We start from the raw sequence: 19635 nt of genomic DNA on the forward strand, positions 1-19635 counted from the left end.
GTCAGGCAACGGCAACAACGTCAAGGATGCGTTGCACCACGCGGTCCTGGTCGATGCCAGCCGCCTCGGCTTCGAAAGACAAAATAATACGGTGGCGCAGCACGTCGAACAGCACGGCCTGGATGTCTTCCGGGCTGACGAAGTCGCGACCGGCGAGCCAGGCGTGTGCACGGGCGCAGCGATCAAGGGCAATCGAGCCACGGGGGCTGGCGCCGTAGGCAATCCATTCGGCCATTTCCGGGTCGAATTTGCCGGGCGTACGGGTCGCCATGACCAATTGCACCAGGTATTCCTCTACCGCATCGGCCATGTACAGCCCGAGGATTTCCTTGCGGGCGGCAAAAATGGCCTGTTGGCTGACCCGGCGTTCAGGCTTGGTTTCACCGTTGAGGGCTTCGCCACGGGCCTGTTGCAGGATACGGCGCTCAACTGCTGCGTCAGGGAAGCCAATTTTCACGTGCATCAGAAAACGGTCGAGCTGGGCTTCTGGCAGCGGGTAAGTGCCTTCTTGCTCGATGGGGTTTTGCGTGGCCATGACCAGAAACAGCGGTGACAGCTCGTAAGTGCTGCGCCCGACGCTGACCTGGCGCTCGGCCATCGCCTCAAGCAGGGCCGATTGCACTTTGGCCGGTGCCCGGTTGATTTCGTCGGCCAGCACCAGATTGTGGAAGATCGGGCCTTGCTGGAAGACAAAGCTGCCGGTTTCGGGGCGATAGATTTCAGTGCCGGTGATGTCGGCAGGCAACAGGTCGGGGGTGAACTGAATGCGATGGAACTGCGCTTCGATACCTTCCGCCAGCTCTTTGATGGCTTTGGTCTTGGCAAGGCCTGGCGCGCCTTCGACCAGCATATGGCCGTCAGCCAGCAGCGCGATCAACAAGCGGTCAATGAGTTTTTCTTGACCGAGAATCTGCGTTGAAAGAAAGGTTCGCAGCGCCAGTAGCGCTTCACGATGTTCCATCGATGACTGTTCCTGAAAAGGACTGCAACGCCGCATAAATTACGCCGTTGCCGGGGGCGTTACTTTAATCCATTGCGAGGGTTTCGGACTAATCGCAGGCGGGCTTTTTGTGCAAAAAAACCAAATCAGACAGGTTGTTGAGAATGGTGTTCATTTGGGTGGGGTTGTAGCCGCTGTCGAGGTACGAGGCTGCGATCGATTGCGCAGCGATCGTAAATCCTCAGACCTCGATTTGGCGGATAAACCCAGCGGCCCATTTACGTCTGCTGCGCAGCCGATCGCAGCCGATCGCAGCCTCGTGCCTCGTCAGCGGCTACAGGGTTTTGTGTGTTATGGCGCAAAGTGCTCTGCCAGCAGTGCGGCAAAGGCGTCGCGTGCGGCATGCGAGCCGGTTTCGCTGTGCCAGAAAAACAGGTTGGGCATGGGTGCAAGTTCGGGGAAGCGGTAAGTGACAAGGTGTGCGCAGGCGCCAAACTGCTGAAGCATGCCTTCGGGTATTAGCGCCAAGCCTGCACCAGCACTGACACAACCAATGATGCTGCCCCAATTGGCGTAGTCGATTTTGCTGACTTCCAGCCCGTGTTCCGCCACCCAGTTTTCCAGCGCCGCACGGTAAGGGCAGCCGGGCGGCCACATAAACACGGTATGCCGGTGCACGTCAGCCAGTTGCGCAAGCGGCGCCAGTTTAGGGCTCGCAATCAACACTAGGTGTTCGTTGTAAAGCATTGTTTTAGATAGTTTTGTTTGAGTGATTGAGCCAGCAACCATGGCCCCGTCAAGTCGGTGATGTTTAACATCATCGAGCAATTGTTTTGATTTGCCGGTGACCAACTCCAAGGTGACCTGCGGGTAACGCTGATGGTAGTCGGCGAGCAAGGGCGGCAGTCTGCCGGTTGCACAGGACTCAATTGCGCCAATGCGCAGCTTGCCGGTGGGCACGGCCTGGGGCGCAACCGCGCGTTTGGCCTGATCGACCAGCGCCAGAATCTGCTCGCTATAGCCCAAAAACACCTGCCCGGCTGCGCTGATGCGCAAGCCGCGACCGGCGCGGGTGAACAGTGCGGTGCCCAGTTCGCTTTCCAGCTGCTTAATGCGAGTGGTGATGTTCGACGGTACGCAATGCAACTGTTCGGCGGCCAGCGCAATGCTGCCGCACTCTGCCACGGCCTTGACCATGCGCAACTGGCTGAGCTCCATTGTTCACTCCTGATGAATTCTGGGCTCTTTATATCTCACTTGTGGCCCCACGTGAGCGCGATAAACACTGAACACCACTTCAATGGGTTCAGGATCACTAACGTGTCGTTACCTTTCAAACTGGCCATGGCCATGGCGGCTGTCGTGTTGTGTTGGGCCTATTCACCGATCGGGATCCATATCGGGCTGGAAAGCTACTCGCCGGGGCACCTGGCTTGGCTGCGATTTTTAATTGCATCGCTGTTTATGGCGTTGATTGCGCTGTTTATCGGCATTGGCGTGCCTCGGATGCGGGATGTGCCCTGGTTGATGCTGTTGGGGTTGTTCGCCGTGGCGTTGCACCACATGGCGTTGAACATGGGCCAGCGTTGGGTCAGCCCCGGCGCATCCAGTGTGCTGGCGCAAACCGCGCCGTTGTTCAGCACATTTATCGCCGCGGTGTGCCTCAAGGAGCGCGTCAGCGGGTGGCGCTGGTTGTGGGTCGCGGTTGGTTTGCTCGGGGTCGTGGTGGTGATCTGGGGCGATAAAGGCGTGGGTGAGTTCCACCCGCAGGGCCTGGTGCTGTTACTGGCGGCGTTGTCCTGGAGCATCTATTTCGTGCTGCAAAAACACATTTCTACTCGCTACAGCCCGTTAACCATCGTCTGTTACATGGTCTGGGGCGGCACACTGCTGCTCTGCGTGTACTGGCCCGGGCTGACGGACGAGGTGCTCAAGGCGCCGGTCCGGGTGAATGTGGCGGTGTTAATCCTTGGGTTGTTTCCCAGTGCGTTGGCGTACCTGTTATGGGGCTTTGTACTGAATCACACCCAAGTCAGCCGTTCGGTCAGCGTGATGTACCTGATCCCGCCCGTCGCCATGGCGCTGGCGGCGGGTGTGTTGGGCAGTGAAGTTTCAGCCGGAGTGATTGCGGGGGCGGCTATTGTGCTGGGGAGCGTGATTGCGATGAGCCGCGAACCTCAGTCCAGGCGATAAAAATTCCGGGCATTTTGCCACAGTGCCTTTTGCGCCCCGGCTTCACCCAAGGCATTAACTACAACATCTATGTCATTGTTTTCAAATGTTCTTGGTGCGCGGGTTGACGGTAAATCAGTGCCGAATATCAAGGCGCTCGGGTTGGCCGCGTGAATGTCTTTAAGTACCTGCGGTACGTCGAAGTCAACCCGGCCAAAACCGCAGGCCTTGATGCGCACCCCGTGCTCGGCAAGGCGCAGCAAAGCCGGCAAACCTTCGTGGCTCAGCCCCAGATGGTCGATGCTCAGCGCTGGCAATCGCAGCAAACGTTCGTACAACGGCGCCAGTTCCCGAGAGTCGACGTACAGCTCTGAATGCCAGCCCACGCAGTCGTAGACGCGCTTGGCCAGTGATTCGAGCTGGTCGAGTTGCTCTGAGCCGCCGCGCTTGAGGTTGAAGCGCAGGGCACGAACGCCGTGCTGGTTCAACGCTTCAAGCTCGGCGTCAGTGACGCTGGCGGGCAGTTGGGTGACGCCGACAAAGCCTGCGCCCAAGCGTTTGAGTGCGGCGATCAGGTAGGTTTGATCAAAGCCCTGAAACGAGCCTGAAACCACCGCGCCCCCGACGACGCCCAGATCGCGGGTACGCGCGAGGTAATCATCAACGCTGAAAAAGTCTGGCACGTACCCGTTATTGGGAATCAGCGGATAAGCCTTGTCGATGATGTGGCAGTGGGCATCGAAGAGTTGGCGCATGGCGGTCATACCTGTCGGTGTGCGGGTTCGGGCTGTAGTGGGTCAGTTCAATTCGCTGATGTAGGTGCCGGTGCCGTCGAGAATGTTTTTCAGGGTTTGCTCGATCTCGGCCAGTTCATCGGCATCAGCGCTATGGAGGATCTCCAGATGGTCGCTGCCGTTCAGCACGTCGGCATCGCCGGGCGCCACTTCGATCAGCAGGCGCGTCGGGCTGAGTGTGACCTTTACGCCGTCGAGGCTGGAGGGCTCATCATCCAGGGTGATTTCCAGTTCGTCCTCGTCCGGATAGCGCGACATCAGAAACATTTCGCCCTTGTCGCTGTGGCAGCACAGCATGGCCATGTTGTCTTCTTCGTCGTCACACGGGTTGGCCATGAGCAGGGCGGTGGTCATTTGCATGGTGGGGAATTCCTGGCGCTGAGCGCATCTAATCACTGAACAAGCGGCGATTTTGCCAGCCCTCGCGTTTTTATGCTGGCTCAATCTGGGTAGGTGGCTGATGGCCTGTTATTTCGTGTCAGATATTTCTGATACTGCCGACAGAAATTAAGGCTTTTTTATGAAGTTATATGAGTGTCCACTGCTAGGGTTGTTCCTGTCCGGGTCACAAGATTGCCGCCCCATGACCGAATATGTCGCCGCACCGCAAGCAGGCCGGGCGATGCAGTCGTTAAGCTGCGTTGTTGATGGTTATCGCTAAACATGCAGCCTGTGGACCTGGCAGTCGTTTTTACCGATAAGCATCCCGGAATAATGTTGTGACCTCAGGGTTTCAGCCAGCTTCACCTCCCTGTCACGCTGTGTTCTTGAAGGTTGAGCACAGTAGTGACAGCTCCCCCAAGCGGGAATAGCACGCGACGCTTCTCTCAATAACAAGCCCAAGCGGAGTACCACAGATGGCGTTCTTCACCGCAGCCAGCAAAGCCGACTTCCAGCATCAACTGCAATCTGCACTGGCCCAGCACGTCAGTGAGCAGGCTCTGCCACAAGTAGCCCTGTTTGCTGAGCAATTCTTCGGCATCATTTCACTGGACGAACTCACCCAACGGCGCATGTCCGATCTCGCCGGCTGCACCCTGTCGGCCTGGCGGTTGCTGGAGCGCTTTGACCCGGACCAGCCGCAAGTGCGGGTGTTCAACCCCGATTACGAGCGTCATGGCTGGCAATCAACCCACACCGCGGTTGAAGTGTTGCATCACGATTTGCCGTTTCTGGTGGACTCGGTGCGTACCGAGCTGAACCGCCGTGGTTACAGCATCCACACCCTGCAAACCACCGTATTGAGCGTGCGTCGTGGCAGCAAGGGCGAGCTGCTGGAAATTCTGCCCAAAGGCACTACCGGTGAAGGCATCGCGCAAGAGTCGTTGATGTACCTGGAGATTGACCGCTGCTCGAACGCCGCTGAATTGAATGTACTGAGCAAGGAGCTGGAGCAGGTTCTGGGTGAAGTGCGCATTGCCGTGGCTGACTTTGAGCCGATGAAGGCAAAGGTCAGGGAGCTGCTGGCCAGTGTCGATAACTGCCCATATGCCGTGGATGCAGGTGAAAAAGCCGAGATCAAGAGCTTTTTGGAGTGGTTGCTGGGCAACCACTTCACCTTCCTGGGCTATGAAGAGTTTGTGGTACGTGACGAGGCAGACGGCGGTCATATCGAATATGACCCGCAGTCGTTCCTCGGCCTGACCAAGCTGCTGCGCGTCGGCTTGACCGCTGAAGACCTGCGTATCGAAGATTATGCGGTGAGCTACCTGCGTGAGCCGACCCTGCTGTCGTTCACCAAGGCTGCCCACCCGAGCCGTGTGCACCGCCCGGCGTACCCGGACTACGTGTCGATCCGCCAGATCGACGCGGATGGCAAAGTGATCAAGGAATGCCGCTTTATGGGCTTGTACACCTCGTCGGTGTATGGCGAAAGCGTGCGAGTGATTCCTTATATCCGTCGCAAAGTGGACGAGATCGAGCGCCGTTCTGGCTTCCAGGCCAAGGCTCACTTGGGCAAGGAACTGGCGCAGGTGCTGGAAGTCCTGCCCCGTGATGACCTGTTCCAGACCCCGGTGGATGAGCTGTTCAGCACCGTGATGTCGATTGTGCAAATCCAGGAGCGCAACAAGATCCGCGTGTTCCTGCGCAAAGACCCGTATGGGCGTTTCTGCTACTGCCTGGCCTATGTGCCGCGTGACGTGTACTCCACCGAAGTGCGACAGAAGATTCAGCAAGTGCTGATGGACCGTCTGCAAGCGTCGGATTGCGAGTTCTGGACCTTCTTCTCGGAATCCGTGCTGGCGCGGGTTCAGCTGATTCTGCGGGTTGATCCGAAAAACCGCATCGACATCGACCCGTTGTTGCTTGAAAAAGAAGTGGTTCAGGCGTGCCGCAGCTGGAACGACGACTACGCCAGTCTGGTGGTTGAAAGCTTTGGTGAAGCCAATGGCACCAAGGTGCTGGCAGACTTCCCGAAAGGCTTCCCGGCAGGTTACCGCGAGCGCTTTGCCGCGCACTCGGCGGTGGTGGACATGCAGCATTTGTCCAATTTGAGCGAAAAGAAACCGCTGGTGATGAGTTTCTACCAGCCGCTGGGCCAAAGCGCCGGGCAGGAACTGCATTGCAAGCTGTACCATGCCGATACGCCGCTGGCGCTGTCTGACGTATTGCCGATTCTGGAAAACCTTGGCTTGCGCGTATTGGGCGAGTTCCCGTACCGCCTGCGTCACGCCAATGGTCGTGAGTTCTGGATCCATGACTTTGCCTTTACCGCTGGCGAAGGCTTGAACCTGGATATCCAGCAGCTCAACGACACACTGCAAGATGCCTTTGTGCATATCGTCCAGGGCGATGCCGAGAACGATGCGTTCAACCGTCTGGTGCTGACGGCCGGTTTGCCGTGGCGTGATGTGGCGTTGCTGCGGGCTTATGCGCGTTACTTGAAGCAGATCCGCCTGGGCTTCGATCTGGGCTACATCGCCAGCACCCTGAACAACCACACCGACATCGCCCGCGAATTGACCCGGTTGTTCAAGACTCGCTTCTATCTGGCGCGCAAGCTGACCGCCGAAGACCTGGAAGACAAGCAACAGCGTCTGGAGCAAGCGATTCTGACCGCACTGGACGACGTTCAGGTGCTCAACGAAGACCGCATCCTGCGACGTTATCTGGACCTGATCAAAGCCACCCTGCGAACCAACTTCTACCAGCCGGATGCCAATGGCCAGAACCGTTCGTATTTCAGCTTCAAGTTCAATCCGCACCTGATTCCAGAGCTGCCCAAGCCGGTGCCGAAGTTTGAAATCTTTGTCTATTCGCCTCGGGTTGAAGGTGTTCACTTGCGTTTCGGCAACGTAGCCCGAGGTGGCTTGCGCTGGTCGGACCGTGAAGAAGACTTCCGTACTGAAGTGCTGGGCCTGGTAAAAGCCCAACAAGTGAAGAACTCGGTGATTGTGCCGGTTGGGGCCAAGGGCGGTTTTGTTCCGCGTCGCCTGCCACTGGGCGGTAGCCGTGATGAAGTACAGGCCGAAGCCATCGCTTGCTACCGCATCTTCATCTCCGGCCTGCTGGACATCACTGACAACCTCAAGGATGGCGCGCTGGTGCCGCCATTGAACGTAGTGCGCCATGACGACGATGACCCGTACCTGGTGGTCGCGGCGGACAAAGGCACGGCTACTTTCTCGGACATTGCCAACGGCATTGCCATTGACTACGGCTTCTGGCTGGGTGACGCCTTCGCATCGGGCGGTTCGGCCGGTTATGACCACAAGAAAATGGGCATTACCGCCCGTGGTGCCTGGGTGGGCGTGCAGCGTCACTTCAGAGAGCGCGGGATCAACGTCCAGCAAGACAGCATCAGCGTAGTGGGCGTCGGCGATATGGCCGGTGACGTGTTCGGCAATGGCTTGTTGATGTCTGACAAATTGCAGCTGGTTGCGGCCTTTAACCACCTGCACATCTTTATCGACCCAAATCCTGAGCCGGCCAACAGCTTTGCCGAGCGTCAGCGCTTGTTCGACCTGCCGCGTTCAGCCTGGTCGGATTACGACACCAGCATCATGTCAGCGGGCGGCGGGATCTTCTCCCGTAGTGCGAAAAGCATCGCCATCTCGCCTGAGATGAAAGAGCGCTTTGCGATCACTGCCGACAAACTGACCCCGACCGAGCTGCTCAATGCCTTGCTCAAGGCCCCGGTAGACCTGTTGTGGAACGGCGGTATCGGTACTTACGTCAAGGCCAGCACGGAAAGCCATGCCGATGTGGGTGACAAGGCTAACGATGCGTTGCGCGTCAATGGCAACGAGTTGCGCTGCAAGGTGGTGGGCGAGGGCGGTAACCTCGGCATGACCCAACTGGGCCGTGTGGAGTTTGGCCTGAACGGCGGCGGCTCGAACACAGACTTTATCGACAATGCCGGCGGCGTGGACTGCTCTGACCACGAAGTGAATATCAAGATCCTGCTCAATGAAGTGGTGCAGGCAGGCGATATGACCGAGAAGCAGCGCAACCAACTGCTCGGCAGCATGACTGACGAAGTGAGTGCGCTGGTCTTGGGCAACAACTATAAGCAGACGCAGGCCATTTCTCTGGCAGCGCGTCGTGCCTATGAGCGCATTGCTGAATACAAACGCCTGATGAACGACCTGGAATCCCGTGGCAAGCTGGACCGCGCCATCGAGTTCCTGCCGTCTGAAGAGCAGCTCAACGAGCGCGTGGCCGCAGGTCATGGGCTGACACGCCCTGAACTGTCGGTCTTGATCTCGTACAGCAAGATCGACCTCAAGGAGGCGTTGCTTAACTCCCAGGTGCCGGATGACGACTACCTGACCCGCGACATGGAAACGGCCTTCCCGCCGATGCTGGTCAACAAGTTTGCCGCAGCCATGCGCCGTCACCGCTTGAAGCGCGAGATTGTCAGCACGCAGATCGCCAACGACCTGGTCAACCACATGGGCATCACCTTTGTGGAGCGCCTGAAAGAGTCGACTGGCATGAGCGCGGCCAACGTGGCCGGGGCTTATGTCATCGTGCGTGACATTTTCCACCTCCCGCACTGGTTTCGTCAGATCGAAGCGCTGGACTATCAAGTGCCGGCCGAGATTCAGCTGGCATTGATGGACGAACTGATGCGCCTGGGCCGTCGTGCCACCCGCTGGTTCTTGCGCAGCCGTCGTAACGAGCTGGACGCAGCGCGCGATGTTGCGCACTTTGGTCCGCATCTAGCTGCGTTGGGCCTCAAGCTTAACGAACTGCTGGAAGGCCCGACCCGCGAAGGTTGGGAGACCCGTTATCAGGCGTACGTTGATGCGGGCGTGCCGGAGTTGCTGTCGCGCATGGTGGCAGGCACCACGCACCTGTACACCTTGTTGCCGATCATCGAGGCGTCTGACGTCACAGGTCAGAACGCCGCGGATGTGGCCAAGGCGTACTTTGCCGTGGGCAGCGCACTGGACCTGACCTGGTACCTGCAGCAGATCAGCAACTTGCCGGTGGAGAACAATTGGCAGGCGCTGGCCCGCGAGGCCTTCCGTGACGATATTGACTGGCAGCAGCGCGCAATCACCGTGTCGGTGTTGCAGATGGCTGATGCCCCGGTTGAAATCGAAGCACGTGTAGCTTTGTGGCTTGAGCAGAATCAGTCGATGGTTGAGCGCTGGCGCTCGATGCTGGTCGACCTGCGTGCGGCTACCGGCAACGATTACGCGATGTATGCCGTGGCCAACCGTGAGCTGCTGGATCTGGCATTGAGCGGTCAAACAGGGCTCTGACAGCCTGAGCAGTAAAACAAAGCCCCGGCTCAGTAGAACTGAGCCGGGGCTTTTTTGTTTCTGGTAGCTGAGCGAGCGTTAGATGCCCATGCTGCCCAAGGTCTGCACGATATTGCGCAGAGTGACCGCCAGTGAGGGATGTTCAACTTCAAAACGCTCAACGGCGAGATTGACGTTGTCAGCCAGGCTGCTGTCGTTAGTGGCTTTTTCCAGAGCAATCTCGGCTTCAATCTGCTTGGCCAGATCGTTTAGATGCTCACGTTGTTCTTCATTGAGCGGCGGATTCTGGTCCAGTTGCTCGCGCAAGGTATTGAGTTGTTCTTGCAGTTCGCGGGCAGGCATAGCATTCATCCTTTATTGATAGGCACTGTTGTAGACCTTCGAGGAGCGCAAAAGATCAACAAGCGGGCGTCTAGATTAATCCAGTCGCGCTTAGAGTGCATGATCTCTATCAAATCGGCCAGCATCACTCCAACTCTGCTTAGGGGGCTGTCAAAAATGCAATTGCCGTTATACTCATCGCCTGACCCCAGGGCGTAGCGCCCAAGTGATACGTATTCTCAAGGAGTTTTGCTATGCGCTGGACCAAGCGTCTTGCTCAAATTGGCCTGTGTGCCACTGTGTCAATGGCACCGTTTGCTGCCAATGCGGCCACCGAGGCTGACCCGTGGGAAGGTTTCAACCGTGCCATATTCACGTTTAACGACACGCTTGATACCTATGCCTTGAAGCCGATTGCTCAGGGTTACCAGTTCATCACGCCGCAGTTTCTGCAAGACGGCATTCACAACATGTACCGAAACATCGGCGATGTGCGCAACCTGGCCAACGACGTGTTGCAAGGCAAGCCTCACGCCGCAGCTGTCGACACCTCGCGTATGTTGATGAACACCATCTTCGGTATTGGTGGCTTCTTTGATGTGGGCACCAAAATGGGCCTGCAACGCAACGACGAAGACTTCGGCCAGACGCTGGGCCGTTGGGGCCTGCCAAGCGGTCCTTATCTGGTCTTGCCGCTGCTGGGCCCAAGCACCGTGCGTGACGCAGCCGGTATCTACCCGGACTCCTTCACCAAGCCATACCGCTACATGAACGATATTCCGGCGCGCAACATGGCGATCGGCATGGATGTGATCGATGCGCGTGCCAGCCTGTTGTCGGCAGAAAAACTGATCACCGGCGACAAGTACGTCTTTATTCGTAACGCGTACCTGCAAAACCGTGAGTTCAGAATCAAAGACGGCGAGGTTGAAGACGACTTTTAAGTCATTCACCCTGCCCACAAAAAACGGCCTTTATGGCCGTTTTTTGCATGCAAGTTCATGAAAAAAATGCATCTTTAAGGGCGTTTAAACCAAGGTTTTAGTTGCTGTTTACGATGTTCTTATAACCCGAGGGAATTTAACCGGGTGAACACGTCAAGCCGCTATCGGCCTGAGCTTGAAACCCCCCGCAGATGGGAGTACCGTCTGCGCCTTACACGAGCACCTTTGCAGGAATGATTAAAACAATCGTTCTGACGAGGGATGTTCAAAAGCCTATTCAGTCGTTGGGCCCGATGTGTTCGAGCCCTGACGCAAACCTAATTCTGGCGCCGTTTGCCCACATGCAAAAAACCAGTGCCACGCTGCTGATCATTGATGACGACGAAGTAGTCCGTGCCAGTTTGGCAGCCTATTTGGAAGACAGCGGCTTCAGCGTCCTGCAGGCCAGTAATGGCGTGCAAGGTCTCAAGGTGTTCGAGCAAGAGCAACCGGACTTAGTGATCTGCGATCTGCGCATGCCGCAAATGAGCGGCCTGGAGTTGATTCGCCAGGTCGCCCAGCGCTCGGCACAGACCCCGGTGATCGTGATTTCGGGCGCCGGTGTGATGAGCGATGTGGTCGAAGCTCTGCGTCTGGGTGCCGCCGACTACCTGATCAAACCGCTTGAAGACTTGGCGGTGCTGGAGCACTCCGTGCATCGAGCGCTGGACCGCGCCCGGTTATTGCACGAGAACCAGCGCTACCGCGAGAAGCTGGAATCTGCCAACCGCGAGCTTGAAGCCAGCCTGCACTTGCTGCAGGAAGACCAGAACGCCGGGCGGCAGGTGCAGATGAACATGCTGCCTACCAGCCCTTGGTCGCTCGACGGATTCGACTTCGCGCACCAGATTATTCCGTCGTTGTATTTGTCGGGCGATTTCGTCGACTATTTCAAGGTCGATGAGCGTCGGGTAGCGTTTTACCTGGCGGATGTTTCTGGCCATGGCGCGTCTTCAGCGTTCGTGACCGTGTTGCTCAAGTTCATGACCACGCGTCTGCTATTTGAATCCAAGCGCAATGGCACTTTGCCTGAGTTCAAACCGTCTGAAGTGCTCGCGCACATCAACCGTGGCTTGATCAACTGCAAGCTGGGCAAACATGTGACCATGGTCGGCGGTGTGATCGACCAAGAGACCGGCCTGCTGACCTACAGCATCGGTGGGCACCTGCCATTACCGGTACTTTATACCCCGGACAGCGTGACTTATCTGGAAGGGCGAGGGTTGCCGGTCGGCCTGTTCAACGAGGCCACTTACGAAGATCAAGTGCTTAAATTGCCCGAGACATTCAGCCTGACGTTGATGTCTGACGGAATTTTGGACCTTTTGGCCGAGCCTACACTCAAAGAGAAAGAAGCTGCTCTACCTCAATTGGTAAAAGCAGCGGGTGGCAGCCTGGATGGTCTGCGCCAGGTTTTTGGATTAGCTACGCTAGGGGAGATGCCGGATGATATCGCCCTGATGGTGTTAAGCAGGAATCTTACATGAGTACCGGTAGAATTCAGTTCGCCGAACAGGACGGCACCTTCGTCCTGAAGTTTGTCGGTGAAGTGCGTCTGACACTGTGTTCAGCACTGGATGCGACAATCGAAAGGATCTTCACGGCGCGCAACTTTACGGCCATCGTGATTGACCTGACAGAGACTCGCAGTATCGACAGCACCACATTGGGCTTGCTGGCGAAACTGTCGATTTTGTCGCGCCAAAAAATAGGCCTGTTGCCGACGGTCGTGACCACCCACGAAGACATCACCCGACTGTTGCAGTCGATGGGCTTCGATCAGGTCTTCAATATCATCAACAGACCAATACCTTGCCCTGAGTGCCTCACAGACTTGCCGTCGCAAGACGAGACTGAAGACGTGGTGCGGGTCAAGGTGCTTGAAGCGCACAAAATCCTGATGGGCCTCAATGATTCCAACCGTGAAGCCTTTCATGACCTGGTGAACGCGCTCGAGCGCCATTGATCCACGGCGCACAAAAAAGGGGCCGTCCTGTACAGGTACGGCCCCTTTTGCTTGCCCGGGTATTAGCGGCCTTCCAGCAACTCGGCGGCTCGATCCAGCAGCGCCAGCGGATCCTTGGCTTTATGAATATCCGCCGACAGCAATTGACGAAAACGTCGCGCGCCAGGGAAGCCCTGACCCAAGCCCAGAATATGCCGCGTGATGTGATGCATCGAACCGCCCGAGGCGATATGCGCAGCGATATACGGCCTTAGCTGCTCCAGCACCTGCGCACGGGTGATAGCCGGCTCTGTGCTGCCAAACAACTGCTGATCGACCTCCGCCAGCAAATAAGAGTTGTGATACGCCTCACGACCCAGCATCACACCATCAAACACCTGCAAATGTGCATGGCATTCATCCAGCGTCTTGATACCGCCGTTTAGGACAATCTCCAGCTCCGGGAAATCAGCCTTCAACTGAGCCACAACGTCATAGCGCAGCGGCGGGATATCACGGTTTTCTTTCGGTGAAAGCCCTTCCAGAATCGCGATACGTGCATGCACCGTAAAGCTTTCGCAACCGGCATCACGCACCGTGCCGACAAAATCGCACAACTGCGCGTAGCTATCACGGCCATTGATCCCGATACGGTGCTTGACCGTCACCGGAATCGACACTGCATCGCGCATCGCCTTCACACACTCGGCGACCAGCGCCGGATGAGCCATCAAACACGCGCCAATCATATTGTTCTGCACCCGATCACTCGGGCAGCCGACATTCAGATTCACCTCGTCATAACCCGCCGCCTGCGCCAAACGCGCACACGCCGCCAAATCCGCAGGCGTACTGCCGCCCAACTGCAATGCCAACGGATGCTCAGTATCGTCATGCCGCAAAAACCGCTCGGCATCCCCGTGCAGCAAAGCACCGGTGGTCACCATCTCGGTGTACAACAGTGCATGTTTGGACATCAGCCGCAGGAAGAAGCGGCAATGGCGGTCAGTCCAGTCCATCATGGGCGCAACAGAAAACCTCCTAACTACCGAATCTACTGGGCGGGCTAGGTTTTCTGTGGGTTCTGTGTGCATTCGTGTAACTCTCATTCACTACTGTTTACCACCGTTTTTGCTTATTTTTGATATGGTGTTGCTGAAATTCAGCAAAATCATTCAGGCGTTCAGCAAAAAATGGGCTCTATAACCGTTCGCAAGCGCAAGGACGGGTCTGTCGCTTACAACGCGCAGGTCCGGATCATGCAAAAGGGCGTCACAGTTTATCAGGAAAGCCAGACCTTCGATCGGAAGGCGTCCGCGCTCGCTTGGATCAAACGTGTCGAAACAGAAATGGCTGCTCCTGGGGCAATAACCAAAGCCAATCGCTCAGGAGTGACGGTCAAGGAAATGATTGACCGTTACCTTCTTGAATACGAGAAGCTCAGGCCCCTGGGTAAAACGAAGCGGGCCACGCTGAAGGCGATTGGTGAAACCTGGCTTGGCAAACTGGAAGACAAAGAGATAACCAGCCAAAAGCTGGTTGAGTACGCGAACGGTCGAATGAAGGATGATGGAATCCAGGCTCAGACTGTTGGCAATGACTTGGCTCACTTTGGTGCGGTCCTTTCGGTAGCCCGGCCAGCCTGGGGATATGACATTGACCCGATGGCCATGCCCGACGCACGCAAAGTCTTGCGAAAGATGGGTGCGGTCACCCGCAGCAAGGAAAGGAATCGTCGGCCAACCCTAGAGGAGTTGGACAAGCTGTTTGAGTATTTCAGCCAAATGCGCGACAGGCGCAGACAAGAAATAGATATGGTGCGTGTCGTCGCGTTTGCCCTTTTCTCTACGCGACGACAGGAAGAGATAACCCGCATCAAATGGGCCGACATTGATGAGGATCGAAAGATGGTCCTCATTACGGACATGAAAAACCCGGGCCAGAAATACGGAAATGACATTTGGTGCCTTGTGCCTGATGAGGCGTGGCGCATCATGAAGTCGATGCCCAAAGTCGCAGATGATGTTTTCCCGTACAACTCGCGCTCAGTATCTGCCGCATTCACGCGTGCCTGCCGCTTTCTTGAAATTGAAGACTTACACTTTCATGACCTGCGTCACGACGGGGTGAGTCGGCTTTTTGAGGTGGGCTGGGATATCCCGAAAGTAGCCTCTGTGTCCGGGCACCGGGATTGGAATTCAATGCGTCGATACACGCATTTAAAAGGGGATGGCGACCCGTATAAAGATTGGCCTTGGCTGGAGAGGATAATTGCGGGCCCCATTATCGAGGCCCAGAAGCGAATTAAGAAACGCGACGAAAGCTAGAGCCACGCATCAGTTTGTCGTGCTCTGTGCGGGCGCGTGAATGCTGTGCATCTATATAAGCCGCAAGGTCTTTGAGGTGAACTCCTCTTGCAGACTTTTGGCTGCGTTCCATCGGGACGAGCGGCAGGTCGATTTGGCCGGCAGCGACTTTCATCTTCATTTTTTCAGGCGTCAAATGGCTAAAGTAATCGGCGCATACCCGCTCAAGCGGGATGATGGCTTGGCCGCCGTACTGTGCCAGGAGCAGAAATTCAGTATTCATTGACATGTCTCCGTGCGGCCGCACTGGGCGGCAGAGGGTGGGTTAGATGGAGGCCTTCTTGATCGCTGCCCGGGCGTCAAACATGGCGTAGTACAGACGGTGGAATATCGCGCAGGACGGATCTTCATGGTCGTCGCCGCCATGCTCGAAGATTCCGTCGATGGTTCCGCTGTAGTTGCTGGCGATCTGCTCACATTCACCAGCTATCTGAGTGAGCGACTCCAGCGCTTTCAACAGAGCCTCGCTGTTCGCGCGCTCCTCCCGGCCGATATCCCAGAAACGCTGCCCCCAATGTCCGGCCGGTGGCGGGTTGGTGTTTTGCGCGCCAAGTGCCAGGGCTCCGACTACTGCATCGAGCAGATCGCTTTTATAGGCATTGTCGCCGTCGATGCTCAGGCCGTTTCTGCGTAGCGCGTCCAGAGCATTGTTGAGGTTCGATTCAGATGACGGTAGCACCAGGTCAGATTCTTTCTTACTGGGGCAGCAGGCCACCACCAGCAGTTCGCAATCGAGCGGCAGGTGCTGCGCCATATAAGAGATCGCTTTGATAGCAGTCTCTCGGAATCCATTCTTTTCTTGGGGCATACGAATACCTCGCCCGCCGGTAACCGGCAGGCTGATTGAGTTGTAAAGTTTGGGTTTACAGCTGACTAAATTAGATCTGCGGGAATGCTTACGACATTGTCGAGTTGCACGGCGATGATGGCGCGGAGCACTGCATCCTCTCGCGTTTCACCAGGCATTCGCTCGCACGGGTCACGATCTTCCCATGCATTGGCCAGCCACTTGTAGCTCCACCCAGGCTCAACCCAGACGTTGTACTTGTCTATCAGCCTGTCGACCGTGGCTTGCTCAATCTGGAGGTCAAAGGGGAGTTGCATCTGGCCGGGTAAAGGCGGGGGAGTGCCTTCGATTGAGTCAATGGCCCATAGCAGGGCGGATCCGGTCAGTTCTTCGGTTTTCACCTTGCTCATTGTTTTCATGGGCAAGGCTCCGTCAGGCTATCCGCTTGAAGCTAACGCACCAAACCCAGGGGTTTGCATCCCAGTCGCCGCCGACAGAACTCCACAGGCATGCAAAAGACTCAACCGGGCTATCCGAGAAGTGCTTGCCGTCTTCGACGTGATAGCCGCCGTCCGAATGCTTTTTGATGCCCTCGGCCAGAGCCTGTTCTTCGGTGATGTCCTGCAATCGCTCGACCCGCACGTCGGTGACCTCCAGCAGGATGCGACTGGCCCAGCGGGGCATGTGGATACTGGGTCGCCAACGGATCAGCTCTTCTTCACCCTCAAAGTCAGGTATGCCGTCGGCTCGGTAATGAATTTCGCAATCTGCGCGCTCCTGCTCCGGCACACTGGCTTCGCGGTAGTCGTTGATGAAGCAGGTCTCGCGAACCCATAGCCGGTCGCCGAGCTTTCCGTATGGGCAAGCGATTGGATATTCCATGCCTTCATGATCTGAGGCAAAGTCACCAAAAGCGTTGTATGGTCGCCAGCCTTTGCCGTGGTCAAGCATCATGAAGCCATCGGCGTGAGCCTTGGTCGCCTTGACTGGGTGCCGAGTTACCGTCTTCCGGCCTTCCAGGATGGCGCGAACCATTGGCGCCGAGAACAGGATCGGTCGTTCCTTGATATTGGTCATTGGAGTAGCTCCAGTTCTTTGGTTGATTCGGCTGCGAGCATCTCGACCACCAGGGCGTACACGTCTGGGTGCTGCTTGTCGAAGGCCGGCATGTGTTCTGTTTCGATCCAGGTACCGCGAACGGCGCCCTTCGCCAGCCATGCAGGCTTGCTCCCGGGCGCCTGCGTCCACGCGGAGACGCCGATGCCGTGGCTGGCGATCTGTTTGGCGGTGATGAAGCCTTGGCGCCGTAGCTGGGCCAGCACCTTCAAGGCAGACTCTTTCCATGGTGTCAGGCGAACAGGGGAGGGAACGCCGGCGGGCAAGTTCGTGACCAGCACCGGTACCTGACAGCGCTCAGGCGGGTTCCAGTCGAACATGTACCAGTCATAAAACGGTTGGTGATTGCTGACCTCCAGCAGGGAATGAGCGAGGCTGAAGGTGAAAGCGTCACCGTGGCGTGTCCAGTTCGACCTCGGTACGAGGACTCTCACGCCGAGGTGTTCCAGCATCTTCACGATCCCTTTGCTGGCGTCGGTGATTTTGCTCACGATCACCAGTCGGTAATCCGGGCCGGAACGACCGTACAGTTCGTCGCCGCGACACGGCAGGATCTGGTCAGCCACTTTGGCGTTCAGTTGCATCTTCGCCTCTACGCCGATCTGCCGGCCGTCTTCATGCACGACCAGCACGTCGAAGCCCGCGGCTTCGGGGTAGCACGTCCAGCCGGGCAGCTCGTTGAACTCCTGGATGAACAGCGCGCAGAGGTCAGCCTCCTTTTCGATTTTCTCGATAGGCATTTTTCGTCCTTGCCGCTGTAGCGGCTGGCTTTGAATTGGGGGGTTACAGAGGTTTCAGCAAATCAGTGGCTCCAGTGCCAGCAGGCACCAGCAGTAGGCGGGGAGTTGTGTCATGTCCGCGCCTCTGAATTAAGCGGCGCGATCACATCCATCCGGAAAGAGGTTTCCGGGTGCTGCTTTGCGAGCGACCGAAGGTCAGAACGAGCCTCGACGAAGTCCGAATACCGCGCTGCGAACAATGGGTCCGAGGTGGTTTTCAGCTCGCCGCCTTCATCTTCGTCGCTTCGGACGCCAAGAAATCGGTCGCCAAGGGCGAAGAACACCATGATCACGTAGTCATTTTTCATCGCCGTCACCCCCTGCTGGCTTGAGTGCGGCCTTAGCAATCGACCCATCTTCGACAGATGCAGTACCTGCATCGTCATGCAGAAAGTTGACCGGCTCGCCACTGCATGTGTCCCAGGCATCAGGATCGGCCAGAAGCAAATGGTCGCCATCGGCATAGAACTTGAGAGCCTGCTCAAGACGATCCGCCCGCTCATCCGCTGCGGTCAGGCGCTGCTGCAATTCCTTCTCCCGGCGTTCGGCTGCAACGCAGCGCTCGGCCGCATCCAGAAACAGGCGGGCGGCGTTGTCGAAGTCGGAAGCCATCACAACGTCAGGCCCATGCGGGTCATAGCCAATCGTCGCGCCGGCCATTGAAAGCATCGTCACGACCTTGTATCGGTGAACTTCGTTCATGGGGGAGTCCTTGCCGGGCCATGCCCGGGCGGTGTGGTGCTACGATGGCCCCTTCCTCTAAATGGGCAGGACCATGACCAAGCACGATATTTACGATGAGATAGAAGGCTTTCAGGTTTGGAACTACATGGAGTGCGACAAGGACGAGGAAGGCCGGGAGACCTGGCGTATCAACGTCGAGGTGAAGCGTGGTGGTGAGGAGGTGGCGCCGGTTGTTGCGGGTGACCGAACCTATGTTGACCGTGGCCTGGCTCAGGTTGCTGGGCGTGAGGTCGGGGCCAGGCTGATTGCTGGGCATACAGGTCGGTAATAGGTGCGATCAGGCAGCGTAACTCGCCTCCGGCACCCAGTCAGAAAACCCAACCTTGGGCGCTCCGGTCTTGGGGTTCAGGATCGGCTTTTTCTTTGCGTCGATCAGGATGGCCTTGGTCCTGATCTTCAGGTCGCGGCAGACAATGCTCTTTCGGGCCATGTCCATAAACTGCTGTGCGTACTGGGGGGGCGTCGAACATAGGCGAGAGCCGAACGCATTTTTTGCCCGCCATGATCTTGGCCACCTGAACCTCCACCTCGGCCTCCCATTGTGAAACGGTCAGGTCGATGCGCTTACCGCCCTCATTTTTGAAGGTGGGCGTGTGCTCTTTGGCATCCTCTCGAGCCCAGTTCTCGCTCATTCCAAACACTGCAAAAGTGGTCATAGCTCTACTCCAGGCAGTCGAGGGCTTTCTGAAGTAGCTTGCTCACCGGCATCTCTTCATCTTCGTCGTGGTTCATTGCGCGCTTGATGTAGGTGCGAGCCTCTTCGGCATAGTCTCGAAGGCGATCCAGCTCGTCTTCGGCATCATCAGCCTGGCTTTCGAGGAGGCGGATATCATCGCGAAGACTTTCAGCCTCGGCACCTGGATCAATGCATTGCGCGGTAAGGCGTCGGGTCAGCTCTGCGGCAGCGGCGGGCTCAAGCGCTGCGTAGTGCAGGCACTCTTCGTCGCTCAAGGCACTTGCAGGGATGCTCATGG

22 protein-coding genes are annotated in these 19635 nt (G+C 57.1%); 7 read left to right on the forward strand and 15 right to left on the reverse strand.

Annotated features, from left to right (window positions below):
- Position 1: 1 nt before the first annotated feature.
- Positions 2 to 961, reverse strand: coding sequence for an AAA family ATPase (locus tag TU84_RS15190; protein WP_016780594.1), 960 nt, complete (start codon positions 959 to 961; stop codon positions 2 to 4).
- Between the two features lie 330 nt (positions 962 to 1291).
- Positions 1292 to 2158, reverse strand: coding sequence for a LysR family transcriptional regulator (locus tag TU84_RS15195; protein ID WP_048370282.1), 867 nt, complete (start codon positions 2156 to 2158; stop codon positions 1292 to 1294).
- A 126-nt stretch (positions 2159 to 2284) separates the two neighbouring features.
- On the opposite strand from TU84_RS15195, the gene TU84_RS15200 reads away from it, so the two are divergent.
- A complete protein-coding gene (locus tag TU84_RS15200) occupies positions 2285 to 3133 on the forward strand; it encodes a DMT family transporter (protein ID WP_048370400.1) in 849 nt (282 codons plus the stop codon).
- Here the strand turns inward: TU84_RS15200 and TU84_RS15205 are convergent.
- Together TU84_RS15205 and TU84_RS15210 are read right to left on the reverse strand one after the other, a co-directional pair.
- On the reverse strand, positions 3118 to 3867 hold the full coding sequence (locus TU84_RS15205; protein ID WP_048370284.1) for an amidohydrolase family protein: 750 nt from the start codon (positions 3865 to 3867) through the stop codon (positions 3118 to 3120). The two genes, TU84_RS15200 and TU84_RS15205, sit on opposite strands and share 16 nt — an antisense overlap.
- 42 nt (positions 3868 to 3909) lie before the next feature.
- Positions 3910 to 4266 carry a hypothetical protein gene (locus tag TU84_RS15210; protein ID WP_048370287.1) on the reverse strand — a complete coding sequence of 119 codons (357 nt, stop codon included), beginning with the start codon at positions 4264 to 4266 and terminating at the stop codon, positions 3910 to 3912.
- 497 nt (positions 4267 to 4763) lie between these two features.
- Between TU84_RS15210 and TU84_RS15215 the strand changes: the two genes are divergently transcribed.
- Entirely contained in the window at positions 4764 to 9620 is a 4857-nt protein-coding gene (locus TU84_RS15215; protein WP_048370289.1) for an NAD-glutamate dehydrogenase, read from the forward strand.
- 78 nt (positions 9621 to 9698) lie between these two features.
- Here TU84_RS15215 and TU84_RS15220 read toward each other — a convergent pair whose 3' ends face one another.
- Entirely contained in the window at positions 9699 to 9962 is a 264-nt protein-coding gene (locus TU84_RS15220; protein ID WP_048370290.1) for a DUF4404 family protein, read from the reverse strand.
- A gap of 233 nt (positions 9963 to 10195) precedes the next feature.
- On the opposite strand from TU84_RS15220, the gene TU84_RS15225 reads away from it, so the two are divergent.
- The 3 genes from TU84_RS15225 (at position 10196) to rssC (ending at position 12890) form a co-directional block, all read left to right on the forward strand.
- Positions 10196 to 10885, forward strand: coding sequence for an MlaA family lipoprotein (locus TU84_RS15225; protein ID WP_048370292.1), 690 nt, complete (start codon positions 10196 to 10198; stop codon positions 10883 to 10885).
- Between the two features lie 341 nt (positions 10886 to 11226).
- Positions 11227 to 12411, forward strand: a complete 1185-nt coding sequence (rssB, locus tag TU84_RS15230) for a two-component system response regulator RssB (RefSeq protein WP_048370293.1) — start codon at positions 11227 to 11229, stop codon at positions 12409 to 12411.
- The gene (gene rssC, locus TU84_RS15235; protein ID WP_048370295.1) at positions 12408 to 12890 is read left to right on the forward strand and encodes an anti-sigma factor antagonist RssC; all 483 of its coding nucleotides are present in this window, start codon (positions 12408 to 12410) and stop codon (positions 12888 to 12890) included. Before rssB ends, rssC begins: the two co-directional genes overlap by 4 nt.
- Positions 12891 to 12952: 62 nt before the next feature.
- On the opposite strand, the gene dusA is transcribed toward rssC, so the two are convergent.
- A complete protein-coding gene (gene dusA / locus TU84_RS15240) occupies positions 12953 to 13963 on the reverse strand; it encodes a tRNA dihydrouridine(20/20a) synthase DusA (RefSeq protein ID WP_048370297.1) in 1011 nt (336 codons plus the stop codon).
- A 99-nt stretch (positions 13964 to 14062) separates the two neighbouring features.
- On the opposite strand from dusA, the gene TU84_RS15245 reads away from it, so the two are divergent.
- On the forward strand, positions 14063 to 15196 hold the full coding sequence (locus TU84_RS15245; protein ID WP_048370298.1) for a site-specific integrase: 1134 nt from the start codon (positions 14063 to 14065) through the stop codon (positions 15194 to 15196).
- On the opposite strand, the gene TU84_RS15250 is transcribed toward TU84_RS15245, so the two are convergent.
- From TU84_RS15250 to TU84_RS15280, 7 genes are all read right to left on the reverse strand, one after another.
- On the reverse strand, positions 15174 to 15458 hold the full coding sequence (locus TU84_RS15250) for a pyocin activator PrtN family protein (protein WP_048370299.1): 285 nt from the start codon (positions 15456 to 15458) through the stop codon (positions 15174 to 15176). The two genes, TU84_RS15245 and TU84_RS15250, sit on opposite strands and share 23 nt — an antisense overlap.
- A 42-nt stretch (positions 15459 to 15500) precedes the next feature.
- Positions 15501 to 16043 (reverse strand): hypothetical protein, encoded by a 543-nt coding sequence (locus TU84_RS15255; RefSeq protein WP_088500393.1) that lies wholly within the window; start codon positions 16041 to 16043, stop codon positions 15501 to 15503.
- Positions 16044 to 16108: 65 nt separating this feature from the next.
- A complete protein-coding gene (locus tag TU84_RS15260; protein WP_048370301.1) occupies positions 16109 to 16441 on the reverse strand; it encodes a hypothetical protein in 333 nt (110 codons plus the stop codon).
- Positions 16442 to 16454: 13 nt separating this feature from the next.
- Complete coding sequence (locus TU84_RS15265) at positions 16455 to 17099, reverse strand: hypothetical protein (RefSeq protein ID WP_048370303.1); 645 nt, start codon at positions 17097 to 17099, stop codon at positions 16455 to 16457.
- The gene (locus tag TU84_RS15270) at positions 17096 to 17878 is read right to left on the reverse strand and encodes a hypothetical protein (RefSeq protein ID WP_048370304.1); all 783 of its coding nucleotides are present in this window, start codon (positions 17876 to 17878) and stop codon (positions 17096 to 17098) included. The genes TU84_RS15265 and TU84_RS15270 overlap by 4 nt, the downstream gene beginning before the upstream one ends.
- 110 nt (positions 17879 to 17988) lie before the next feature.
- Entirely contained in the window at positions 17989 to 18225 is a 237-nt protein-coding gene (locus tag TU84_RS15275; RefSeq protein WP_048370306.1) for a hypothetical protein, read from the reverse strand.
- Complete coding sequence (locus tag TU84_RS15280) at positions 18215 to 18619, reverse strand: hypothetical protein (protein WP_053225242.1); 405 nt, start codon at positions 18617 to 18619, stop codon at positions 18215 to 18217. The genes TU84_RS15275 and TU84_RS15280 overlap by 11 nt, the downstream gene beginning before the upstream one ends.
- Positions 18620 to 18692: 73 nt before the next feature.
- Here TU84_RS15280 and TU84_RS15285 point away from each other — a divergent pair, with 73 nt between their 5' ends.
- Positions 18693 to 18929, forward strand: a complete 237-nt coding sequence (locus TU84_RS15285; protein WP_048370308.1) for a hypothetical protein — start codon at positions 18693 to 18695, stop codon at positions 18927 to 18929.
- 40 nt (positions 18930 to 18969) lie between these two features.
- Here the strand turns inward: TU84_RS15285 and TU84_RS26080 are convergent, their stop codons facing one another.
- Positions 18970 to 19317 carry a hypothetical protein gene (locus tag TU84_RS26080; RefSeq protein WP_157403804.1) on the reverse strand — a complete coding sequence of 116 codons (348 nt, stop codon included), beginning with the start codon at positions 19315 to 19317 and terminating at the stop codon, positions 18970 to 18972.
- Between the two features lie 4 nt (positions 19318 to 19321).
- On the reverse strand, positions 19322 to 19633 hold the full coding sequence (locus TU84_RS15295; protein ID WP_174479331.1) for a hypothetical protein: 312 nt from the start codon (positions 19631 to 19633) through the stop codon (positions 19322 to 19324).
- Positions 19634 to 19635 lie beyond the last annotated feature (2 nt).

The organism is Pseudomonas helleri, assembly GCF_001043025.1.
GTDB lineage: Bacteria > Pseudomonadota > Gammaproteobacteria > Pseudomonadales > Pseudomonadaceae > Aquipseudomonas > Aquipseudomonas helleri.

Coding starts and splice junctions, on each gene's coding strand:
- TU84_RS15190 (WP_016780594.1), bottom strand. CDS start 961: ATGGAACATCGTGAAGCGCTACTGGCGCTGCGAACCTTTCTTTCAACG.
- TU84_RS15195 (WP_048370282.1), bottom strand. CDS start 2,158: ATGGAGCTCAGCCAGTTGCGCATGGTCAAGGCCGTGGCAGAGTGCGGC.
- TU84_RS15200 (WP_048370400.1), top strand. CDS start 2,285: ATGGCCATGGCGGCTGTCGTGTTGTGTTGGGCCTATTCACCGATCGGG.
- TU84_RS15205 (WP_048370284.1), bottom strand. CDS start 3,867: ATGCGCCAACTCTTCGATGCCCACTGCCACATCATCGACAAGGCTTAT.
- TU84_RS15210 (WP_048370287.1), bottom strand. CDS start 4,266: ATGCAAATGACCACCGCCCTGCTCATGGCCAACCCGTGTGACGACGAA.
- TU84_RS15215 (WP_048370289.1), top strand. CDS start 4,764: ATGGCGTTCTTCACCGCAGCCAGCAAAGCCGACTTCCAGCATCAACTG.
- TU84_RS15220 (WP_048370290.1), bottom strand. CDS start 9,962: ATGCCTGCCCGCGAACTGCAAGAACAACTCAATACCTTGCGCGAGCAA.
- TU84_RS15225 (WP_048370292.1), top strand. CDS start 10,196: ATGCGCTGGACCAAGCGTCTTGCTCAAATTGGCCTGTGTGCCACTGTG.
- rssB (WP_048370293.1), top strand. CDS start 11,227: ATGCAAAAAACCAGTGCCACGCTGCTGATCATTGATGACGACGAAGTA.
- rssC (WP_048370295.1), top strand. CDS start 12,408: ATGAGTACCGGTAGAATTCAGTTCGCCGAACAGGACGGCACCTTCGTC.
- dusA (WP_048370297.1), bottom strand. CDS start 13,963: ATGCACACAGAACCCACAGAAAACCTAGCCCGCCCAGTAGATTCGGTA.
- TU84_RS15245 (WP_048370298.1), top strand. CDS start 14,063: ATGGGCTCTATAACCGTTCGCAAGCGCAAGGACGGGTCTGTCGCTTAC.
- TU84_RS15250 (WP_048370299.1), bottom strand. CDS start 15,458: ATGAATACTGAATTTCTGCTCCTGGCACAGTACGGCGGCCAAGCCATC.
- TU84_RS15255 (WP_088500393.1), bottom strand. CDS start 16,043: ATGCCCCAAGAAAAGAATGGATTCCGAGAGACTGCTATCAAAGCGATC.
- TU84_RS15260 (WP_048370301.1), bottom strand. CDS start 16,441: ATGAAAACAATGAGCAAGGTGAAAACCGAAGAACTGACCGGATCCGCC.
- TU84_RS15265 (WP_048370303.1), bottom strand. CDS start 17,099: ATGACCAATATCAAGGAACGACCGATCCTGTTCTCGGCGCCAATGGTT.
- TU84_RS15270 (WP_048370304.1), bottom strand. CDS start 17,878: ATGCCTATCGAGAAAATCGAAAAGGAGGCTGACCTCTGCGCGCTGTTC.
- TU84_RS15275 (WP_048370306.1), bottom strand. CDS start 18,225: ATGAAAAATGACTACGTGATCATGGTGTTCTTCGCCCTTGGCGACCGA.
- TU84_RS15280 (WP_053225242.1), bottom strand. CDS start 18,619: ATGAACGAAGTTCACCGATACAAGGTCGTGACGATGCTTTCAATGGCC.
- TU84_RS15285 (WP_048370308.1), top strand. CDS start 18,693: ATGACCAAGCACGATATTTACGATGAGATAGAAGGCTTTCAGGTTTGG.
- TU84_RS26080 (WP_157403804.1), bottom strand. CDS start 19,317: ATGACCACTTTTGCAGTGTTTGGAATGAGCGAGAACTGGGCTCGAGAG.
- TU84_RS15295 (WP_174479331.1), bottom strand. CDS start 19,633: ATGAGCATCCCTGCAAGTGCCTTGAGCGACGAAGAGTGCCTGCACTAC.